The 16,710-nt window shown below is 70.2% G+C and carries 17 protein-coding genes; 6 read left to right on the forward strand and 11 right to left on the reverse strand.

From position 1 onward, the window contains the following. Positions 1-171: 171 nt before the first annotated feature. Positions 172-1,335, reverse strand: a complete 1,164-nt coding sequence (gene mqnE, locus AADR41_RS18110; RefSeq protein WP_342282445.1) for an aminofutalosine synthase MqnE — start codon at positions 1,333-1,335, stop codon at positions 172-174. A gap of 94 nt (positions 1,336-1,429) precedes the next feature. Next, positions 1,430-1,885 carry an Lrp/AsnC family transcriptional regulator gene (locus tag AADR41_RS18115; RefSeq protein WP_342282446.1) on the reverse strand — a complete coding sequence of 152 codons (456 nt, stop codon included), beginning with the start codon at positions 1,883-1,885 and terminating at the stop codon, positions 1,430-1,432. Positions 1,886-2,017: 132 nt separating this feature from the next. On the opposite strand from AADR41_RS18115, the gene AADR41_RS18120 reads away from it, so the two are divergent. Continuing rightward, entirely contained in the window at positions 2,018-2,152 is a 135-nt protein-coding gene (locus tag AADR41_RS18120; RefSeq protein ID WP_256260259.1) for a hypothetical protein, read from the forward strand. Between the two features lie 8 nt (positions 2,153-2,160). Here the strand turns inward: AADR41_RS18120 and AADR41_RS18125 are convergent, their stop codons facing one another. Beyond that, positions 2,161-2,853, reverse strand: a complete 693-nt coding sequence (locus AADR41_RS18125; RefSeq protein ID WP_342282447.1) for a UbiX family flavin prenyltransferase — start codon at positions 2,851-2,853, stop codon at positions 2,161-2,163. 118 nt (positions 2,854-2,971) lie between these two features. On the opposite strand from AADR41_RS18125, the gene AADR41_RS18130 reads away from it, so the two are divergent. Further along, positions 2,972-3,598, forward strand: coding sequence for a rhomboid family intramembrane serine protease (locus AADR41_RS18130; protein WP_342282448.1), 627 nt, complete (start codon positions 2,972-2,974; stop codon positions 3,596-3,598). 27 nt (positions 3,599-3,625) lie between these two features. On the opposite strand, the gene AADR41_RS18135 is transcribed toward AADR41_RS18130, so the two are convergent. From AADR41_RS18135 to AADR41_RS18145, 3 genes are all read right to left on the reverse strand, one after another. Further along, a complete protein-coding gene (locus tag AADR41_RS18135; protein ID WP_342282449.1) occupies positions 3,626-4,294 on the reverse strand; it encodes a DUF4232 domain-containing protein in 669 nt (222 codons plus the stop codon). A 370-nt stretch (positions 4,295-4,664) separates the two neighbouring features. Continuing rightward, positions 4,665-5,585, reverse strand: coding sequence for a menaquinone biosynthesis prenyltransferase MqnP (gene mqnP / locus AADR41_RS18140; protein ID WP_342282450.1), 921 nt, complete (start codon positions 5,583-5,585; stop codon positions 4,665-4,667). Continuing rightward, positions 5,582-7,039 (reverse strand): menaquinone biosynthesis decarboxylase, encoded by a 1,458-nt coding sequence (locus AADR41_RS18145; protein ID WP_342282451.1) that lies wholly within the window; start codon positions 7,037-7,039, stop codon positions 5,582-5,584. The genes mqnP and AADR41_RS18145 overlap by 4 nt, the downstream gene beginning before the upstream one ends. Positions 7,040-7,228: 189 nt before the next feature. Here AADR41_RS18145 and AADR41_RS18150 point away from each other — a divergent pair, with 189 nt between their 5' ends. From AADR41_RS18150 to AADR41_RS18165, 4 genes are all read left to right on the forward strand, one after another. Then, the gene (locus AADR41_RS18150) at positions 7,229-7,624 is read left to right on the forward strand and encodes a PLD nuclease N-terminal domain-containing protein (RefSeq protein WP_342282452.1); all 396 of its coding nucleotides are present in this window, start codon (positions 7,229-7,231) and stop codon (positions 7,622-7,624) included. An 18-nt stretch (positions 7,625-7,642) separates the two neighbouring features. Beyond that, a complete protein-coding gene (locus AADR41_RS18155; RefSeq protein ID WP_342282453.1) occupies positions 7,643-8,086 on the forward strand; it encodes a nucleoside deaminase in 444 nt (147 codons plus the stop codon). A gap of 118 nt (positions 8,087-8,204) precedes the next feature. Next, positions 8,205-10,319, forward strand: coding sequence for a hypothetical protein (locus AADR41_RS18160; RefSeq protein WP_342282454.1), 2,115 nt, complete (start codon positions 8,205-8,207; stop codon positions 10,317-10,319). Further along, complete coding sequence (locus AADR41_RS18165) at positions 10,312-11,874, forward strand: hypothetical protein (RefSeq protein ID WP_342282455.1); 1,563 nt, start codon at positions 10,312-10,314, stop codon at positions 11,872-11,874. Before AADR41_RS18160 ends, AADR41_RS18165 begins: the two co-directional genes overlap by 8 nt. A 4-nt stretch (positions 11,875-11,878) precedes the next feature. Here the strand turns inward: AADR41_RS18165 and AADR41_RS18170 are convergent, their stop codons facing one another. The 5 genes from AADR41_RS18170 to AADR41_RS18190 are packed head-to-tail and all read right to left on the reverse strand — an operon-like array spanning position 11,879 to position 16,700. Beyond that, positions 11,879-12,406, reverse strand: a complete 528-nt coding sequence (locus tag AADR41_RS18170; protein ID WP_342282456.1) for an SRPBCC domain-containing protein — start codon at positions 12,404-12,406, stop codon at positions 11,879-11,881. A 50-nt stretch (positions 12,407-12,456) separates the two neighbouring features. Beyond that, on the reverse strand, positions 12,457-13,542 hold the full coding sequence (gene ccsB / locus AADR41_RS18175) for a c-type cytochrome biogenesis protein CcsB (protein WP_342282457.1): 1,086 nt from the start codon (positions 13,540-13,542) through the stop codon (positions 12,457-12,459). After that, positions 13,539-15,317: a cytochrome c biogenesis protein ResB gene (resB, locus tag AADR41_RS18180; protein ID WP_342282458.1), complete on the reverse strand. Its 1,779-nt coding sequence runs from the start codon at positions 15,315-15,317 to the stop codon at positions 13,539-13,541. The genes ccsB and resB overlap by 4 nt, the downstream gene beginning before the upstream one ends. A 5-nt stretch (positions 15,318-15,322) precedes the next feature. Then, the gene (locus tag AADR41_RS18185) at positions 15,323-16,045 is read right to left on the reverse strand and encodes a cytochrome c biogenesis CcdA family protein (protein ID WP_446751068.1); all 723 of its coding nucleotides are present in this window, start codon (positions 16,043-16,045) and stop codon (positions 15,323-15,325) included. Between the two features lie 43 nt (positions 16,046-16,088). Continuing rightward, positions 16,089-16,700 carry a TlpA family protein disulfide reductase gene (locus tag AADR41_RS18190; protein WP_342282460.1) on the reverse strand — a complete coding sequence of 204 codons (612 nt, stop codon included), beginning with the start codon at positions 16,698-16,700 and terminating at the stop codon, positions 16,089-16,091. Between the last annotated feature and the right edge of the window lie 10 nt (positions 16,701-16,710).

The raw sequence follows: 16,710 nt of genomic DNA on the forward strand, positions 1-16,710 counted from the left end.
CGTCGCCGCCGAACTGAACAGCCGGCCACGCAAAACGCTTGGCTGGGAAACCCCAGCCAAGCGTCTCACTAAGCTCCTGGCCACAGCCAGTTGACCTCTGTGTTGCAACGACCCCTGGAATTCGCCGGCGGCCGGGGCTCCCGTACATCTGGACTGCTGGAGGCTCGCGGGTCAGACGCGCATCGGCTGCGGCGACTCGCGCCGCCCGGCGTCCGGGCCCGGGTACTCGCGGATGATCTCGTACCGGGTGTTGCGCTCGACCGGGCGGAAGCCCGCGTCGCGGATCAGGTCCAGCAGGTCCTCACGGCCGAGCTTGTTCGGCGTGCCGTAGTTGTCCGCGTCGTGCGTGATCTTGTACTCGACGACCGAGCCGTCCATGTCGTCCGCACCGTGCTGCAGCGCGAGCTGGGCGGTCTGCACCCCGTGCATCACCCAGAAGACCTTGACGTGCGGGACGTTGTCGAAGAGCAGCCGGGAGACCGCGAAGGTCTTCAGCGCCTCGGCGCCGGTCGCCATCGTCGTGCGCGCCTGGAGCTTGTTGCGGACCTTGCCGTCCTTCATGTCCACGAAGTCGTGCTGGTAGCGCAGCGGGATGAAGACCTGGAAGCCGTTCGTCTCGTCCTGGAGCTCACGCAGCCGCAGCACGTGGTCGACGCGGTGCCGGGGCTCCTCGATGTGCCCGTACAGCATGGTCGCCGGGGTCTTGAGACCCTTCTCGTGCGCCAGGCGGTGGATCCGCGACCAGTCCTCCCAATGGGTGGCGTGGTCCACGATGTGCTGACGGACCTCCCAGTCGAAGATCTCCGCGCCGCCGCCGGTCAGCGACTCCAGGCCGGCCTCGATCAGCTCGTCCAGGATCTCGGAGGCGGAGAGCCCGGAGATGGTCTCGAAGTGGTGGATCTCGGTGGCGGTGAAGGCCTTGAGGGAGACCTGCGGCAGGGCCTCCTTCAGGGCGGAGAGCGAGCGCGGGTAGTAGCGCCAGGGCAGCGTGGGGTGCAGCCCGTTGACGATGTGCAGCTCGGTGAGGCTCTCGCCCTCCATCGCCTTCGCGAGGCGGACGGCCTCCTCGATGCGCATGGTGTACGCGTCCTTCTCGCCCGGCTTGCGCTGGAACGAGCAGTACGCGCACGACGCGGTGCACACGTTCGTCATGTTGAGGTGCCGGTTGACGTTGAAGTGCACGACGTCGCCGTTCATCCGCGTGCGCACCTCATGGGCGAGGCCACCGAGCCAGGCCAGGTCGTCCGACTCGTAGAGGGCGATGCCGTCCTCACGGGTCAGCCGCTCTCCTGCGCGGACCTTCTCCTCCAGCTCGCGCTTGAGCCCGACGTCCATGCGGCTGCCTCCCAGTTGTCGACGTGCTGTGCGTTTCCCGGACGGTTGACACCGGGCGAAACCCCCGGTCCCCGGGGGCTCCACCACGTTACGCCTACGGCTCCTCGGGAAGTTCCCCGACCCGGTTCTCCCACTTGGTGGAGAGCACGATCGTGGTCCGGGTGCGCGAGACACCCCGCGTGCCGCTGAGCCGGCGGATGGTCTTCTCCAGACCGTCCACGTCACCGACGCGCACCTTGAGCATGTACGAGTCGTCACCCGCGATGAACCAGGCGTCCTCGATCTCCGCCAGGTCCTTCAGCCGGCGCGCCACGTCCTCGTGATCGGCCGCGTCGGAGAGCGAGATGCCGATCAGGGCCGTGACCCCGAGCCCGAGGGAAGCGGCGTCGACGGTGGCGCGGTAGCCGGTGATGACACCGGCGGTTTCCAGCCGGTTGATGCGGTCGGTGACGCTGGGCCCGGAGAGCCCGACGAGCCGCCCCAGCTCGGCGTACGAGGCCCTGCCGTTCTCTCTGAGGGCCTGGATGAGCTGCCTGTCCACCGCGTCCATGTGACTGAAACCTTCCATTATTCAGCAGTATCGCGAGTCTATGTGTAGAATCTAAGGCATGCGGGCTTCATCGCCTGCAAATCTTCTAGAACATCCAAAAAATGCTTTCGAATCTTCAGGAGTGAAAACACCGTGTACACGATCGAGATGGCCTACGCCCGAATGCGCGAGCTGCAGGACCTGGCCAACCGCTCGCGTGCCCACCAGCCCGCCGCCGCGCACCGGGTCGACCGGACCCGTAAGCCGCGCGCCATGAAGAAGCGCTGACCCGAGGCTCAGCCACGGGAGTCGCGGGAGCCGCCACCGAGCTCTCCCTCCCACCGGCGGTACAGGTCGTGCGGCACCCCCGCCGCGTCCAGTACCCGCCCGGCGACGAAGTCCACCAGATCCTGGATGTGCGTCGCCCCCGCGTAGAACGCCGGAGAGGCGGGCAGCACCACGGCGCCCGCCTCGTCCAGGCTCACCAGATGCTTCAGCGTCTGACCGTTCAGCGGAGTCTCCCGCACCGCTACGACCAGCTTCCGCCGCTCCTTGAGCGTCACGCTCGCGGCCCGCTGGAGCAGATCCTTCGAGAGCCCGAGCGCCACTCCGGCCACACAGGCCGTCGAGGCCGGGACGATCAGCATCCCCTTCGCCGGGTACGAACCCGAGGACGGCCCCGCCGCGAGGTCACCGGCCGCCCAGTGCCGTACGTCGTCGACGTCCACGTCGAAGGTGTGCGGCTTCCCGTCCGCCCCGCGCGCCAGCCAGCCGCGCAGGTCCTCCTGCCAGTGCGCGTCGCGGAAGGCGATCCCGGTCTCGTCCAGCAGGGTCAGCCGCGAGGCCCGGCTCACCACCAGGTCGACGCTCTCCCCGGCGGCCAGCAGGCCGCGCAGCACTGCGGCGGCGAAAGGGGTGCCCGAAGCGCCTGAAACCCCGACAATCCAAGGCTGTCGCTGGTGCTGACTTACTGAAGTCCCGGAATTCACATACCCGAGCCTATCCGGCGGTACGAAAGCGGAACCGGGTAAGGTGCCCCGGTCGTTCCAGGGTCGGGAGCAGGACGACCGGGAACGTCAGGGGACACCAGGGGGCACGATGGCCGTGATGCCGGACCGATCCGCACCGGCATGGGGTGCGGGCGGGCGCGCGAGGACCGCGGCCAAGCTGATGCTGGGCTGGGTGGCCTTCCTCTGGCTGCTCGAAATCGTCGACGCCTCGACCGGTCACTCGCTGGACGGCTTCGGGATAGAGCCCCGCCGGGCCGCCGAGCTGCTGGACGTGGTGCCCGCGTCGTTCATCCACTTCGGCTTCGGCCATGTCGCCTCCAACAGCGTGCCGCTGCTGGTCTTCGGCTTCCTCGCCGCGCTCAGCGGTGTCCGCAGATTCGCCGCCGTGACCGCGATGATCATCGTGGTCGACGGGCTCGGCGTCTGGCTGGTCTCGCCGAGCGGCTCCAACACGGCGGGCGCGTCCGGGCTGGTCTTCGGCCTCTTCGGCTATCTGCTCGTCCGGGGCTTCGTGGACCGCAGAATGCTCGACGTCGGCGCCGGACTGCTGATCGGCGCGACATGGGGCTCGTCGATCCTGGTGGGGATCTCCCCCGCCAACACCTCGGTCAGCTGGCAGGGGCACCTCTTCGGGCTGGCGGCGGGTGTGGCGGCGGCGTTCGTCTTCCGCCGCCCCGCGCGCGGCCGGGGCACGGCGACGCCCGTTCGGCCGCTCATACCGTAGAGCGCGGGCGGAGCCGGTGTGTCCGGGTCAGCCCTCGCCCTGGCCGGCGCTGCCCATCGGGCCGACCTTCACCTGGGAACCGGACCCGTCCGTGACGGGCAGCGACGCGGCACCCGGCCAGTCGAGGGTGACCGACTTCGTCTCGTCCGGCGGGGTCACCACCAGCCCCGTGACCCGGACACCGGAACCACCCGACTCGTTGACCGGGTAGCTGATGCCGAAGTACACCGACTTCCCGTCCTTGAGAGTCATCGGGGTCGACTTCTCACCCGTACGCACCGCCGACAGCGACCCCGCGCTCGTCTTCAGATCGACACCCGCGTACCCGGAGAGCAGACAGTCCCTGCCCCCGCCGTTCTTGAGCTCCACCGCGACGGTGCCGTCGGTGTCGCCGCCGACGGTGGCGTCCGTCGCGCTGATCTCCAGCTCGTCGGTGCGGCACTTGCCGGTCTTGCCGTTCTCGTTGGAACCGGTCCCGGCGGCCGTGCCCTGCCCACCGGACCCCTTCCCGTCGGAGTCCTTCCCGCCGCCCTGGTCCGCGCCACCCGAACCCGAACCATTGCTCGCGGAAGCCGCACCGGACGCGGACGACGGCGGAGCGGTCTGTCCCAGGTCGTCCTCGCCGTTCTGGCAGGCCGTGAGCGAGAGACCTGCGGCGACGGCCAGGGCTGCGAAGGTGAGCTTGCGTACGCGCATCGTTACTTCCTCAGGATCGGTGGGGGGTGCGGTTGCTCGGTACGGATCGGTACGAGCGAGCGTTTCTGCCCACCAAGAGAAGCCCGGCGGGACCACGCGTTCCGCCCAACCACCCGCTAATACACCCCTGTTACACGCACAGAACCCGAACGGGCGCACCGCACCGCGCCGGGCCGCGCCGCCCCTGGCCGCACAGCGGTTCCCGCCGTCGTCGCGCGGTTGCCCGCGACCGCCGGCCGCCGGGACGAACCCGTGACGCGGCGGATCTTGACCGCGACAGCCGGCCCACCTCGTCAAACCGGCGCGCCGCGCCCTGGGCGGCCGGTCGAGGGCGAGGTCCCCGGTCTGCCGGACACGGCCCGGGACCGGCTCAGACCGTCAGGCCCCGCACCAGCAGATCCAGCAGCGCACAGGCGAAGAGCGCGATGCCGATGAACCCGTTGACCGAGAAGAACGCCCGGTTCAGCCGGGACAGATCGTGCGGCCGCACCACCCGGTGCTCGTACACGAACGCGACGGCGACGATCACCATGCCGATCCAGTAGAAGAGCCCGGCCCCGGTGGCCAGCCCGAACCAGACCAGCAGCCCGGTCGTCACCGCGTGGCAGACCCGGGCGCCCCACAGCGCGGCCGGAATGCCGAACCGGGCCGGCACCGAACGCACCCCGTGCGCCCGGTCCGCCTGGACGTCCTGGCAGCCGAAGATCAGGTCGAAGCCACCGATCCAGATCCCGACCGCGAGGCCGAGGATCACCGCCTCCCAGGACCAGCTGCCGGTCACCGCCAGCCAGGCACCGATCGGCCCTATGGCCTGCGCGAGACCGAGAATGGCGTGCGGGTAGTGGGTGAACCGCTTGCCGTACGGATAGACCACCATCGGCACGACGGCGACCGGCGCGAGCGCCAGGCAGAGCGGGTTCAGCAGCGCGGCCGCGCCGAGGAAGGCGACGACGGCGACGAGCGCCCCCGTCCACGCCGACTTCACCGAGACCGCCCCGGTGACCAGCTCCCGGCTCGCGGTGCGCGGGTTCCGGGCGTCGATCTCCCGGTCGATGATCCGGTTGCAGGCCATCGCGAAGGTCCGCAGCCCCACCATCGCGACGGTGACGAGCAGCAGCGTGACCCAGTGAATGGAACCGTTCGCCCGGAACATCGCGGTCAGGGCGGCGATGTACGCGAAGGGCAGCGCGAAGACCGAGTGCTCGATCATCACGAGCCGCAGGAACGCCTTGACCTTGCCGGTCGGATGTACGGGCCCTGAGCCCAGTGCTGCTGCTTCGGCTGCGCTCACAGTCCGTATTCCTTCCACCGGCGGTCGACCTTCGCCGCCGTCTCGGGGTCGGACTCGACCATCTCCGGCCAGCCTCCGTCCCGGGTGTAGCCCTCCTCGGGCCACTTCCTCGTCGCGTCGATGCCCGCCTTGCCGCCCCAGAACTGCTGGTAGGAGGCGTGGTCGAGATGGTCGACCGGCCCCTCGGTGACGGTCAGGTCCCGCGCGTAGTCCGTGTTGCCGAGTGCCCGCCAGGCGACCTCGTGCAGATCGTGGACGTCGCAGTCGGAGTCCACGACCACGATCAGCTTGGTCAGCGACATCATGTGCGCGCCCCAGATCGCGCTCATCACCTTCTGGGCGTGCTTGGGGTACTTCTTGTCGATCGAGACGATCGCACAGTTGTGGAAGCCGCCCGCCTCGGGCAGGTGGTAGTCCACGATGTCCGGCACGATGATCTTGAGGAGCGGCAGGAAGAACCGTTCGGTGGCCCGCCCCAGCGGCCCGTCCTCGGTCGGCGGCCGGCCCACCACGATCGACTGGAGCAGCGGACGCTTCCGCATGGTCACGCAGTCGATGGTCAGCGCGGGGAACGGTTCCTGCGGCGTGTAGAAACCGGTGTGGTCGCCGAACGGTCCCTCGGGAAGCATCTCGCCGGGCTCCAGCCAGCCCTCGATGACGACCTCGGCCTGCGCCGGGACCTGGAGCGGCACGGTCTTGCAGTCGACCATCTCGATCCGCTTGCCCTGGATGAACCCGGCGAAGAGGTACTCGTCGATGTCCCCCGGCAGCGGCGCGGTGGAGGCGTACGTCACCGCGGGAGGGGCGCCGAAGGCGATGGCCACCGGCAGCCGCTCGCCGCGCTTGGCGGCGACCTGGTAGTGGTTGCGGCTGTCCTTGTGGATCTGCCAGTGCATCCCGATGGTGCGCCTGTCGTGGCGCTGGAGCCGGTACAGCCCCAGGTTCCGCACGCCGGTCTCCGGGTGCTTGGTGTGGGTGAGCCCCAGGTTGAAGAAGGAGCCGCCGTCCTCGGGCCAGGTGAAGAGCGCGGGCAGCCGGTCCAGGTCCACGTCGTCGCCGGTGAGGACGACCTCCTGCACCGGGGCGCTCTCCTGCTTCACCTTCTTCGGCGGCACGTGCACCATCGAGCCGAGCTTCCCGAAGGCCTCCCGCACCCCGACGAAGCCGTGCGGCAGCTCCGGCTTGAGCAGCCCGCCGATCTTGTCGCTGATGTCGGCGTACGACTTCAGGCCGAGCGCCTTGAGCAGCCGCTTGTCGGTACCGAAGACGTTCATGGCCAGGGGCATCGAGGACCCCTTGACGTTCTCGAAGAGCAGCGCGGGGCCGCCCGCCTTGTTCACCCGGTCGACGATCTCGCCGACCTCCAGGTAGGGGTCGACCTCGGCCTTGATGCGCTTGAGCTCGCCCTCGCGCTCCAGGGCCCGGAGGAGGGAACGAAGATCGTCGTAAGCCATGCCGTCCAGTTTGTCATCACCGTCGCCGATCACCCCGGGGGCCCCACCCCGGCCGGCCGTGACCCGCGCGCCCCCGTACCCCGGCCGGTTCACCCCGCTCGCCGTGATATGTCACGGCCACCGGATACCCTGGGCCCGAACCGGGGCGGGACAAGCCCCGCCAACTCTCCGCAGGGGGACCTTTCCATCATGTTCCGGGCCCTGATCTATCTCCTGCCTCTGGCGCTGACGATCTATGCGTTCATCGACTGCCTGAACACCCCCGAGGACGAGGCCAAGCACCTGCCGAAGATCGCCTGGGTCTTCATCATCCTGCTGTTCTGGATCGTCGGCCCGATCGTCTGGCTGGCCGCGGGCAAGATGCGCCACGCGCCCGCCGGGGGCCGTACGCCGTCCGAGTGGCACCGCAACCACCGTTCGCAGTGGGTGGCGCCGGACGACAATCCGGAGTTCCTGAAAGCGCTGAAGGACGAGAACAAGAAGGACGAGTCGCTCCTCAAGGACTGGGAGGCCGATCTGCGCCGCCGCGAGGAGGAGCTGAAGCGCCGCGAGAACGGCGACAGCCCGAGCCCCTCCGGCGAGTAGCTCCCGGACCACGTACGTATGAACGACGCGACCATGCTCGCCACCGCCCTCGCCGAGGCCCGTACGGGTCTTGCCGAGGGCGGTGTTCCCATCGGCGCCGCCCTGTACGGGGCGGACGGGGCGCTCCTCGGCCGTGGTCGCAATCGCCGCGTCCAGGACGGCGATCCGTCGCTGCACGCGGAGACCGCCGCGTTCCGCGCCGCCGGGCGGCAGCGCTCGTACCGCGGCACGACGATGGTGACGACGCTCTCCCCGTGCTGGTACTGCAGCGGACTCGTGCGGCAGTTCGGGATCTCGCGGGTGGTGATCGGCGAGGCGCGCACGTTCAGCGGCGGGCACGACTGGCTGGCCCGGCACGGGGTGGAGATCGTGCTGCTCGACGACGCCGAATGCGTCGCGCTCATGCGGGAGTTCGTGCGCGACCACCCCGACCTCTGGAACGAGGACATCGGCGCCGGCTGATCCCCGGCCGCACACTCCCCCGGAACGTTCGAAAATCCCCTCCACTCCCCAACACCCGGGCGATACGCTCGTGTTGACGGTGTGACAGATCGGATGGAGCTCCGGCGCTGGGGGTGCTGTGCAGAGAGAGCTGTACGGACGCGAGGCGATCTTCGACGACGACGGACTTGCCGCGCGCCTGACCGGCCTCACTCCGCACGGCTCCGTCCGGGTCGGCTACGAGCACCGCGACGATCTGCCGGTCGCCGTGCTCACCGGCGGCCGCGGCATGGGCAAGACCGCCGTCCTCAAGCAACTGCGCCACCTCTACCGGGAGATCACCCCGGTCGCCCTGGTCGACTGCGAGGCCGTCGTGGCCCCGGACGACGCGGGGCCCGGCTGGACCCCGGTCACCGGGGCGCTGCCGGAGCTCGCCACCCAGCTCACGGCCAGGGTGCGGGCCGCCCGTCCGGTGCAGTTCCCCCGGCTGAGCCTCGGGCTGGTGGCGGTCGCCTCCATCTCCTGGACCCGCGAGGACGAGACCCGGGCGCGGCGCGATCTCCAGTCGCTCGGCCCGATGCTGGCGACCGTGGACGGCCGTGGGGACGCGGCGACCGGCTGGGTCACCAAGGTGCTGACGAAGCTGGCCGCCAGCGCCTTCGACTCGGTGGCCCCGATGGCCGGGATGGTCGCGGAGGCCACGGTCGAGACGGTCCTGGAGGAATCGTTCAACCGCTTCCAGCGACGCTCGGCCGACTGGTACGGAAGCTATCCGCACGCGGGCGGCAACGGCCGGATCGGGCTGCGGCAGCTGGCGGTCGACTTCGAGCGCGGCGGCGATCTGCGCCGCCGGGCCGAGGACCATCTGGTGCTCGCGCTGGCCGCGGACCTGGTCGCGGCCTACGGGGGCCTGGCCTGGGGCGCCCGCCGGGGCCGGCCGGTGCTGCTCGTCGACAACGCGCACACCCCGCTGGGCCGGCAGCTGGTGGAGCCGCTGCTGCGGCAGCGGGCCGCCGGGGTGCTCGACCGGATCGCGGTGTTCGCCTCCGCCCGGGTCCGGGACCACGAGGGGCTGAGCCATGCGGTGCGGCGGCGGCTGCCCGAGGTGGCGCACGGCTCGCACTGGTCCAGGGGCACGGGGGTGACGGCCGGGATCCTGGCCGTGGAGCTGACACCGCTGGGCCCGGAACAGGTGCGCTCCGCGTTCGACCGGTACGACCGGGCGGGCCGCATCCCGGCCGGGCTGGCCCGGGGGGTGCACCGGCTGACGGGCGGGCGTCCGCTGGCGGTGGAGCTGCTGGCGCTGGCGGCGGGCGAGACGCCGGAGCCCGCCTCGCTGGTGCCGGGATCGCTGCTGGACTGCGTGGTGGAGGTGCGCGAGGACCGGGCACCGGCCCGGGTCGCGGACGAGCTGCTGGCCCGGTTGCTGCCGGGGTCCGGGCAGCGGCTGGAGTTCCTGAGCGTGCTGGCCGCCGCGCACGGCGAGGAGTCGGCGCGGCTGCTGGCGGAGAGCCGGCTGGGCCGGGGCTCGCCGGACGGCGATGTGGCACTGCGGATGCGGGACGCGCTGCGGGCGGACGACTGGCCGGTCGGGCCCGGTCACTTCGTCGCCGATCCGCTGCTGCGCGCGCTGCTGCTGCACCGGCTGCGGTTCCAGGACGACGACCACCCCTCGTACGCGGTGTGGCAGGCGGTACATGTCTCGCTGCGCGGGGCGTACGGGCCCGGCGGCCGGCGCCCGAGCGTCCCGCATCTGCTGCACCAGAAGCTGGTGCTGGGCGACGCGGAGGCGTGCGTGGGGCATCTGCGGCTGCGGTTCGAGGAGCCGGACGTCGCGGCGTGGCTCGAATCGCTGCGCTTCATCGCCTCGGCGCCGTACCCCCGCGTCCGGGGGTCCGCCGGCCCCGATCCGCGGCGCGCGGTCGCGCTCGGCCGGGCGGACAACGCGGCGCCGAGGGGGCTCGAACCGGCGGTCGCGGAGCTCCATGTGCTGCTGCGCCGGCTGCTGCACGGCATCTGGTTGCTGTCCGATCCACTGGCCCTGCCGGACGAAGAGGTGATCGACAAGATGGCGCACGAACTGCGGCAACTGTCCGGCAGGCATCCCACGGGCAACAGCGTGCTGTGGGACGCGGCGTCGCACTGGCCCCGGGACGTCAGGGCCTGGCGTCCGCTGTCCATGCCCCCGGGAGAGCCGGCTGCGGACGGCGGCGGGCAGCGGCGACAGCGGGGGAACGGTGGCCTGGATGCGTAATCCACTGCGCTACCGCCTCTGGTACACGACCCGGCAGAAGCTCGTCACCTCGGTGCTGGCCGGCGCCCTGGTGATCACCTCCGGCTGGTACGGCATCGGCCGGCTGACCGCCCCCGAGGACCGCTCCTGCGCGAAGGGCGTCGAGCGGCCGCAGGGCAGCGACGAGTGCGTCGGTGTCTCCGGCGACGGTTACGACTTCGGGCGCCCGAAGCTGACCGAGGTCGCCGCGGCCATCGCCCGCGAGAACGCCGGCCTGAAGTCCGGGAGGTACGCGACGATCGCGCTGCTGCTGCCGCTGACGTCGACGGACGGGGCGATGCAGACCAAGATGCAGCGGGAGCTGCAGGGCGCGTTCGCCGCGCAGTACCGGGCCAACCATCTCTCCAACGACCAGGTGCCGAAGATCCGGCTGGTGCTCGCCAACACCGGGAAGAACAACCTGCTGTGGCGGCCGACGGTGGACCGGCTGAAGACGATGACCGGGGCTCCGGACAACCTGCGGGCCGTCTCGGGCGTCGCCACCAGCAGTACCCAGGTCAAGTCCGCGGTCAAGGAGCTGACCGCCGCGCGCATCGCGGTCGTCGGCACCACGATCACGGCCGACGACATCGCCAACGGCCCGAAGGACGACCCGTTCCCCGGTCTGGCCCGGGTCTCGCCGACCAACCGGGACGAGGCCCGCGCCCTGGCCCGCTTCGGGCAGGTCAGGGCCGCCAAGGCGCTGCTGGTGCAGGACACCCGTACCGGCGACCACTACACCGACACCCTGCGGGCGGCCTTCACCGAGCTGGTGAAGGGCACCCGGTACCAGCCGGAGCTGTTCACCTCGCGCGGCGACCCCAACGACGAGGGCACCACGGCCAACACCTTCCAGCAGATCACCCACCTGATCTGCGACACGGACGCGGAGACGGTGTTCTTCGCCGGACGCCACGTCCAGCTGCGGCAGTTCATCAACGCGCTGGGGGCCCGGGGCTGCCAGAACCGCGCGTTCACGATCCTGACCGGCGACGAGGGCTCGTACCTCGGCAACGACAAGAAGCTCGACCGGAGCGCGCTGCGCCGGAAGGTGACCGTCCGCTATGCCTCGCTGGCGCACCCGGACGCCTGGGCGACGGAGAAGGGGAACGGGAAGGCGACGGGCGGTTCCGCGGCGGACTACCGGGACTTCCTGGATCTGCTGGCCACGGTGTCGAAGGCGCCGGCCGGTCCGATCGGCCCGACGGACCACCAGTCCCTGACCGACGGCCAGGTCATCGTCGCGCACGACGCGATGGCCCTGGCGGTGCACGCCGTCCGGCAGGCGACCGGGCAGGACAGCCGGCTGCCGCAGCTCGCGGACGTGGGCGAGCAGTGGCCGCGGGTGAAGAGTTCGCTGAAGGTGTCGGGGGCCGGCGGCTGGATCTGCCTGGACAACCACGGCAACCCGTACAACAAGGCGGTTCCGGTGGTGGAGCTGGCGCCCGGGGACGCCGTTCAGCGGTTCGTGGCGATCGCCTGGCCGGAGGGCGGGCCGCCGGATCCGAAGTGCCTGCCGCCGGCCTCGGCGCCGTGACCGGTCAGCGCTCGGCCGCCGCGTACTGCTCACGCAGCCCGGCCCACCGGAGCGGGGTCCACTTCGACCAGTCGGCGGGGTACCCGTCGAGCGCGTCCACCAGGTAGCGGAAGTGGTCGTGCCAGCCGGCCAGGCAGTCCAGGCGCAGTTCGTCGTCGCCCCGGAACTCGTTGGTGAACCTCAGCAGCACATGGTCGCCGCGCGGCGGCTCCAGGTGGAAGCGGATGCGGCCGTGGAGCCCTTCGAGGGTGTACTCGGCGACCCGCTCGACGTCCCAGGCGGTGACGGTGCCGGGCGCGACCGTCGCCTGCCCCTCCTGGTCGGTGTTGAGCCAGCGCAGCGTGATCGCTCCGCCCATCCGCGGCTCGAAGGGGTCGGCGGCGGCCAGCCAGCCGCGCAGCCCCCCGGAACTGGCAACGGCTGCCCACACCCGGGGCACCGGGTGGGGCAGCCGTAGCGTGAACCTCAGAGTGTGCAGGTCACCGTGGGTCTCGCTGGTACCGGGCTCGATGACGTCGGTCGCATCGGTCATGGTTCCAGCGTGGCCCGGTGGTGCGGGATCCGCACCCGTACGGGACCGGGTCAGACGCCGGCGTAGGAGTGCTTGCCGGTGACGAAGATGTTCACACCGTAGTAGTTGAAGATCCAGCAGCCGAAGGCAATCAGCGCCAGGTACGCGGCCTTGCGGCCCTTCCAGCCGGCGGTGGCACGGGCGTGCAGGTAACAGGCGTACGCGACCCAGGTGATGAAGGACCAGACCTCCTTGGGGTCCCAGCCCCAGTAGCGGCCCCAGGCGTCGCCCGCCCAGATGGCGCCCGCGATGATCGTGAACGTCCACAGCGGGAAGACGGCCGCGTTGATCCGGTACGAGAACTTGTCGAGCGAGGCGGCCGAGGGCAGTCGGGAGAGTACGGAATGCGCGAATGCACCCGGCTCGCCCCCGTTCGCGAGCTTGTTCTCGTAGCTGTCGCGGAACAGGTACATCAGCGTGCCGACGCCGCCGAGGAAGAACACGGCGCCGCAGATGATGGCGGTGGAGACGTGGATCCACAGCCAGTACGAGTGCAGCGCGGGCACCAGCTGGTCGCTGTCGGTGTAGAGCCAGGTGGTCGCGATGCCGAGGTCCAGCAGCACCGTGGTGACCAGGAGCAGTCCCATCCAGCGGACGTTCTTCTTCAGCGCGAGCAGGATCAGGTACGCGCCGACCGCCACCGTGGAGAAGGTGATGGAGAACTCGTACATGTTGCCCCAGGGGGCACGCTGCACGGACATCGCGCGGGTGAGGACCCCGCCGGCCTGGACGAGGAAGGCGAGCACGGTCATGGAGACCGCCATCCGCCCGTAGAGGTCGCCCTTGAACGTGCCGCCGGCCGCGCCGGGCCCGTCCGGCACGTCGCGGGTACCGGCCGCCGCGCGCGTGATGATCTTCGGGCGCTCCAGCACGGCGGTGCCGCCGCCCTGCTGCGCGACCTGCACCTTCACCGAGGCGGCGGCGCCCGCGCCCTCGCCGGTCAGCGCGGCGGCGGTGCGGCCGACCTTGCTGCGGCTGCCGAACACCCACTCCGCGATGTGGGCGAAGAAGGCCAGGGTGTAGACGGCCATCGACGAATAGATCAGCACATTGCTGGTGTGCGCCAGGTTCTCGTTGGTTGCGGCGGCGAGATTCACTTCTCAGCCCCTTCGGCAGGTTCTTCGGAGGATTCTTCGACGGAGTCGGAATCGGGTTCGGGGGATGAACCGGGCTCGGCGCCCGGTGCGGCGTCGGGCACGGGGGGTGCCGATGCGATGAGCGCGACCGCGAGACCGGCCAGCTCCTCGGGAAGCTTCGCGGACTCGCTGCGGCCGAGACCCGCCATTTCGACGACCGTGACGCCGTCCGCGCCGCGCACCGCCCGCACCCAGACCCGGCGCCGCTGGATGAACAGCGAGCCGGCGAGTCCGGCGATCGCGGCGACGGCCCCGGTGAGCGCCCAGCCGGTGGCCGGCTGCTCGGTGATCTGGAAGCTGGCCCATTCCTGGATGCCCTCGAAGGTGATGGAGCCCGCGCCGTCGGGCAGCTTCATCGTCTCGCCGACCAGCAGCCGCTGCTTGAGCTGCTTGCCCTCGGCGTCCTTGAACTCCGTCATCTTGGACTTGTCCAGCTGGTACACGTTCTGCGCCAGCCCGGAGTCGGGGCCGAGGTAGCCCTGGTAGCCGTTGAGTGCCAGGACGGGCATGTCGGGGGCCGGGAACTGCGAGAACATCGTGCCCTTGCCGTTGCCCGCGAAGGTCGGCACGAAGAACGCCTGGAAGCCCAGCTGGGTCTTCTTGCCGTTCTTGTCGCGGTAGCCGTCGAAGACCTTGATCGCACCGGTGGAGGTGACGTTGTTGTCGATGGGCAGCAGCGGCACCGCGCTCCGGTAGACCTCCTTGCCCTTGCCGTCCTTGACGGAGACGATCGGCGCGTAGCCGTGCGCGTTGAGGTAGACCTTGGTGCTGTCGACGACCAGGGGCTCGTTGACCCTGATGACGGACTTCTGCGGCTTGCCGTACGCGCCCTTCTCGTACGTCACATGGGCCTCGTAGGTCCTGGGCGTACCCCTCTGGGGGCCGCTGCGCTCGTACGTGCCGGTGAACTTGTCGAGCTTGAAGCTGAACGGGGCGAGGGAGTCGGCGTCGAAGAGCGAACCGGACTTGAAGTTGTCGTACTGGGTGATCGTGTTGGAGAAGCCGTCGCCCTCGACGACCAGCTTGCCGCCCTCGGACTTGAAGAGCTGTCCGAAGGCGAACGCCACCAGCATCACGATCAGGGCGACGTGGAAGACCAGGTTCCCGGCCTCGCGCAGATAGCCCTTCTCCGCGGCGACCGCGTCGCCCGCGGTGTGCGCGCGGTAGCGCCGCTTCCGCATCATCGCGAGCGCGGCCTCGCGGACCTGCTCGGGCTCGGCCCCGGTGCGCCAGGTGGTGTACGCGGGCAACCTGGTCAGGCGCTTGGGGGCGCCCGGCGGCCGGCTGCGCAGCTGGCCGACGAACTGGCCGGTGCGCGGCACGATGCAGCCGATGAGCGAGACGAACAGCAGGATGTAGATCGCGGAGAACCACACCGAGCTGTAGACGTCGAAGAACTGGAGCTTCTCGTAGATCGGCGAGACGGTGGTGTGGGCCTTCTTGAAGGTCTCCACCTTCATCTCGTCCACGCTGTTCTGCGGGATCAGCGAGCCGGGGATGGCGCCGAGCGACAGCAGGAAGAGCAGGATCAGCGCGACCCGCATCGAGGTGAGCTGCCGCCAGAACCAGCGGGCCCAGCCGATGACACCCATCGCCGGGAGCCCTGCCGAGCTCTCCTCGCTCGGGGCGGTGGAGAGCCGGGAGCCGGCCGCGCCCAGCTCGCGGGCGTTCTCCGTCTCCCGCTCGTCTTGGGCCTCCCGCTCCGCGGCGGGGGGGTTGGACTTGGTGTTGCTCATGGAACTCAGATCCCCACCGTGAAGCCGTTGGACCAGACCTGCAATTGCTGCATCATCGTGCCCCACACGCCGGTCAGCAGGAGGAGACCGGTCACGATCATCATGACGCCGCCGATGCGCATGACCCATGCGTAGTGGCGCTTGACCCAGCCGAACGCGCCGAGCGCCTTGCGGAAGGCGACGGCGGCGAGCACGAAGGGGACGCCGAGGCCGAGGCAGTACGCGACGGTCAGTATCGCCCCGCGCCCGGCGGTGCCCTGCTCCACCGCGAGGATGCTCACCGAACTGAGGGTGGGGCCCAGGCACGGGGTCCAGCCGATCCCGAAGAGGGCGCCCAGCACGGGCGCGCCCGCCAGCCCGGTCACCGGCCTCTTGTGGATACGGAACTCACGCTGGGTCATCCAGGGCATCAGGCCCATGAAGAAGATGCCCATGAGGATCATCAGCCCGCCGAGGATCTTGGTGAGGATCTCGCTGTGCTGCTGGAGGGTCTGGCCGAAGAAGCCGAAGAGCGCGCCGCCGGAGACGAACACGGCGGTGAAGCCGAGCACGAACAGGGAGGCGCCGGTGACCATGCGCCCTCGCCTGGCCTGCGCCAGGTCCGTGCCGCTGACCCCGGTGACGTAACTGAGGTAGCCGGGGACGAGCGGCAGGACGCACGGCGAGAAGAACGAGACGAGCCCGGCGAGTACGGCCAGGGGCAGGGCGACCACCAGGGCCCCGCTCATCACGGTCTCGTTCTGGCCGGCGACGGCGAGGGCGATCACCTGATCACTTCTCCGCCATCAGCGGGTCGATCATCTTGTGCAGCTGGTCGGAGTCGAGCGCGGCCAGCGAACGGGCGGCGATCTTCCCGTCCCGGTCCAGCACCACGGTCGACGGGATGGCCTGCGGACGCAGCGTGCCCTTGGGGAAGCGGAGCATGAGCTTGCCGGTCGGGTCGAAGAGGCTCGGGTACGGGACTCCGTAGTCCTTCTCGAAGCTCACCGCGGGGCCCTTCTGGGCGTCCCGGGTGTTGATCCCGACGAACTGGATGTCCTTGCCCTTCATCTCCCTGGCGACCCGGGAGAAGTACTGGGCCTCAAGACGGCAGGGCCCGCACCAGGAGCCCCACATGTTCAGCACGACGACCTTGCCCTTGTAGGAGGCGACGTCGAGCTGCTTGCCGTCGAGGGTCTCGCCGTCCAGCTTCGGGGCGGCCTTGCGGTCGCCCTTGTCGACGGTGGAGATGCCGCCACTGCCCGTGACGAAGTTCGTGTTGCCACCGCCGCCGGCCTTGTTGCCGTCCCCGCCGCACGCGGTCAGCGTGAGGGCGAGGGCGGCGGCCGCAACGGGGGCGGCGAGCAGGGTGAAGCGGCGTCGGGGTGCGCGGCCATGGCTCATGTGAAAAGTT

It is taken from the genome of Streptomyces sp. CLV115 (genome assembly GCF_038448545.1).
GTDB classification, from domain to species: Bacteria; Actinomycetota; Actinomycetes; order Streptomycetales; family Streptomycetaceae; genus Streptomyces; species Streptomyces sanglieri.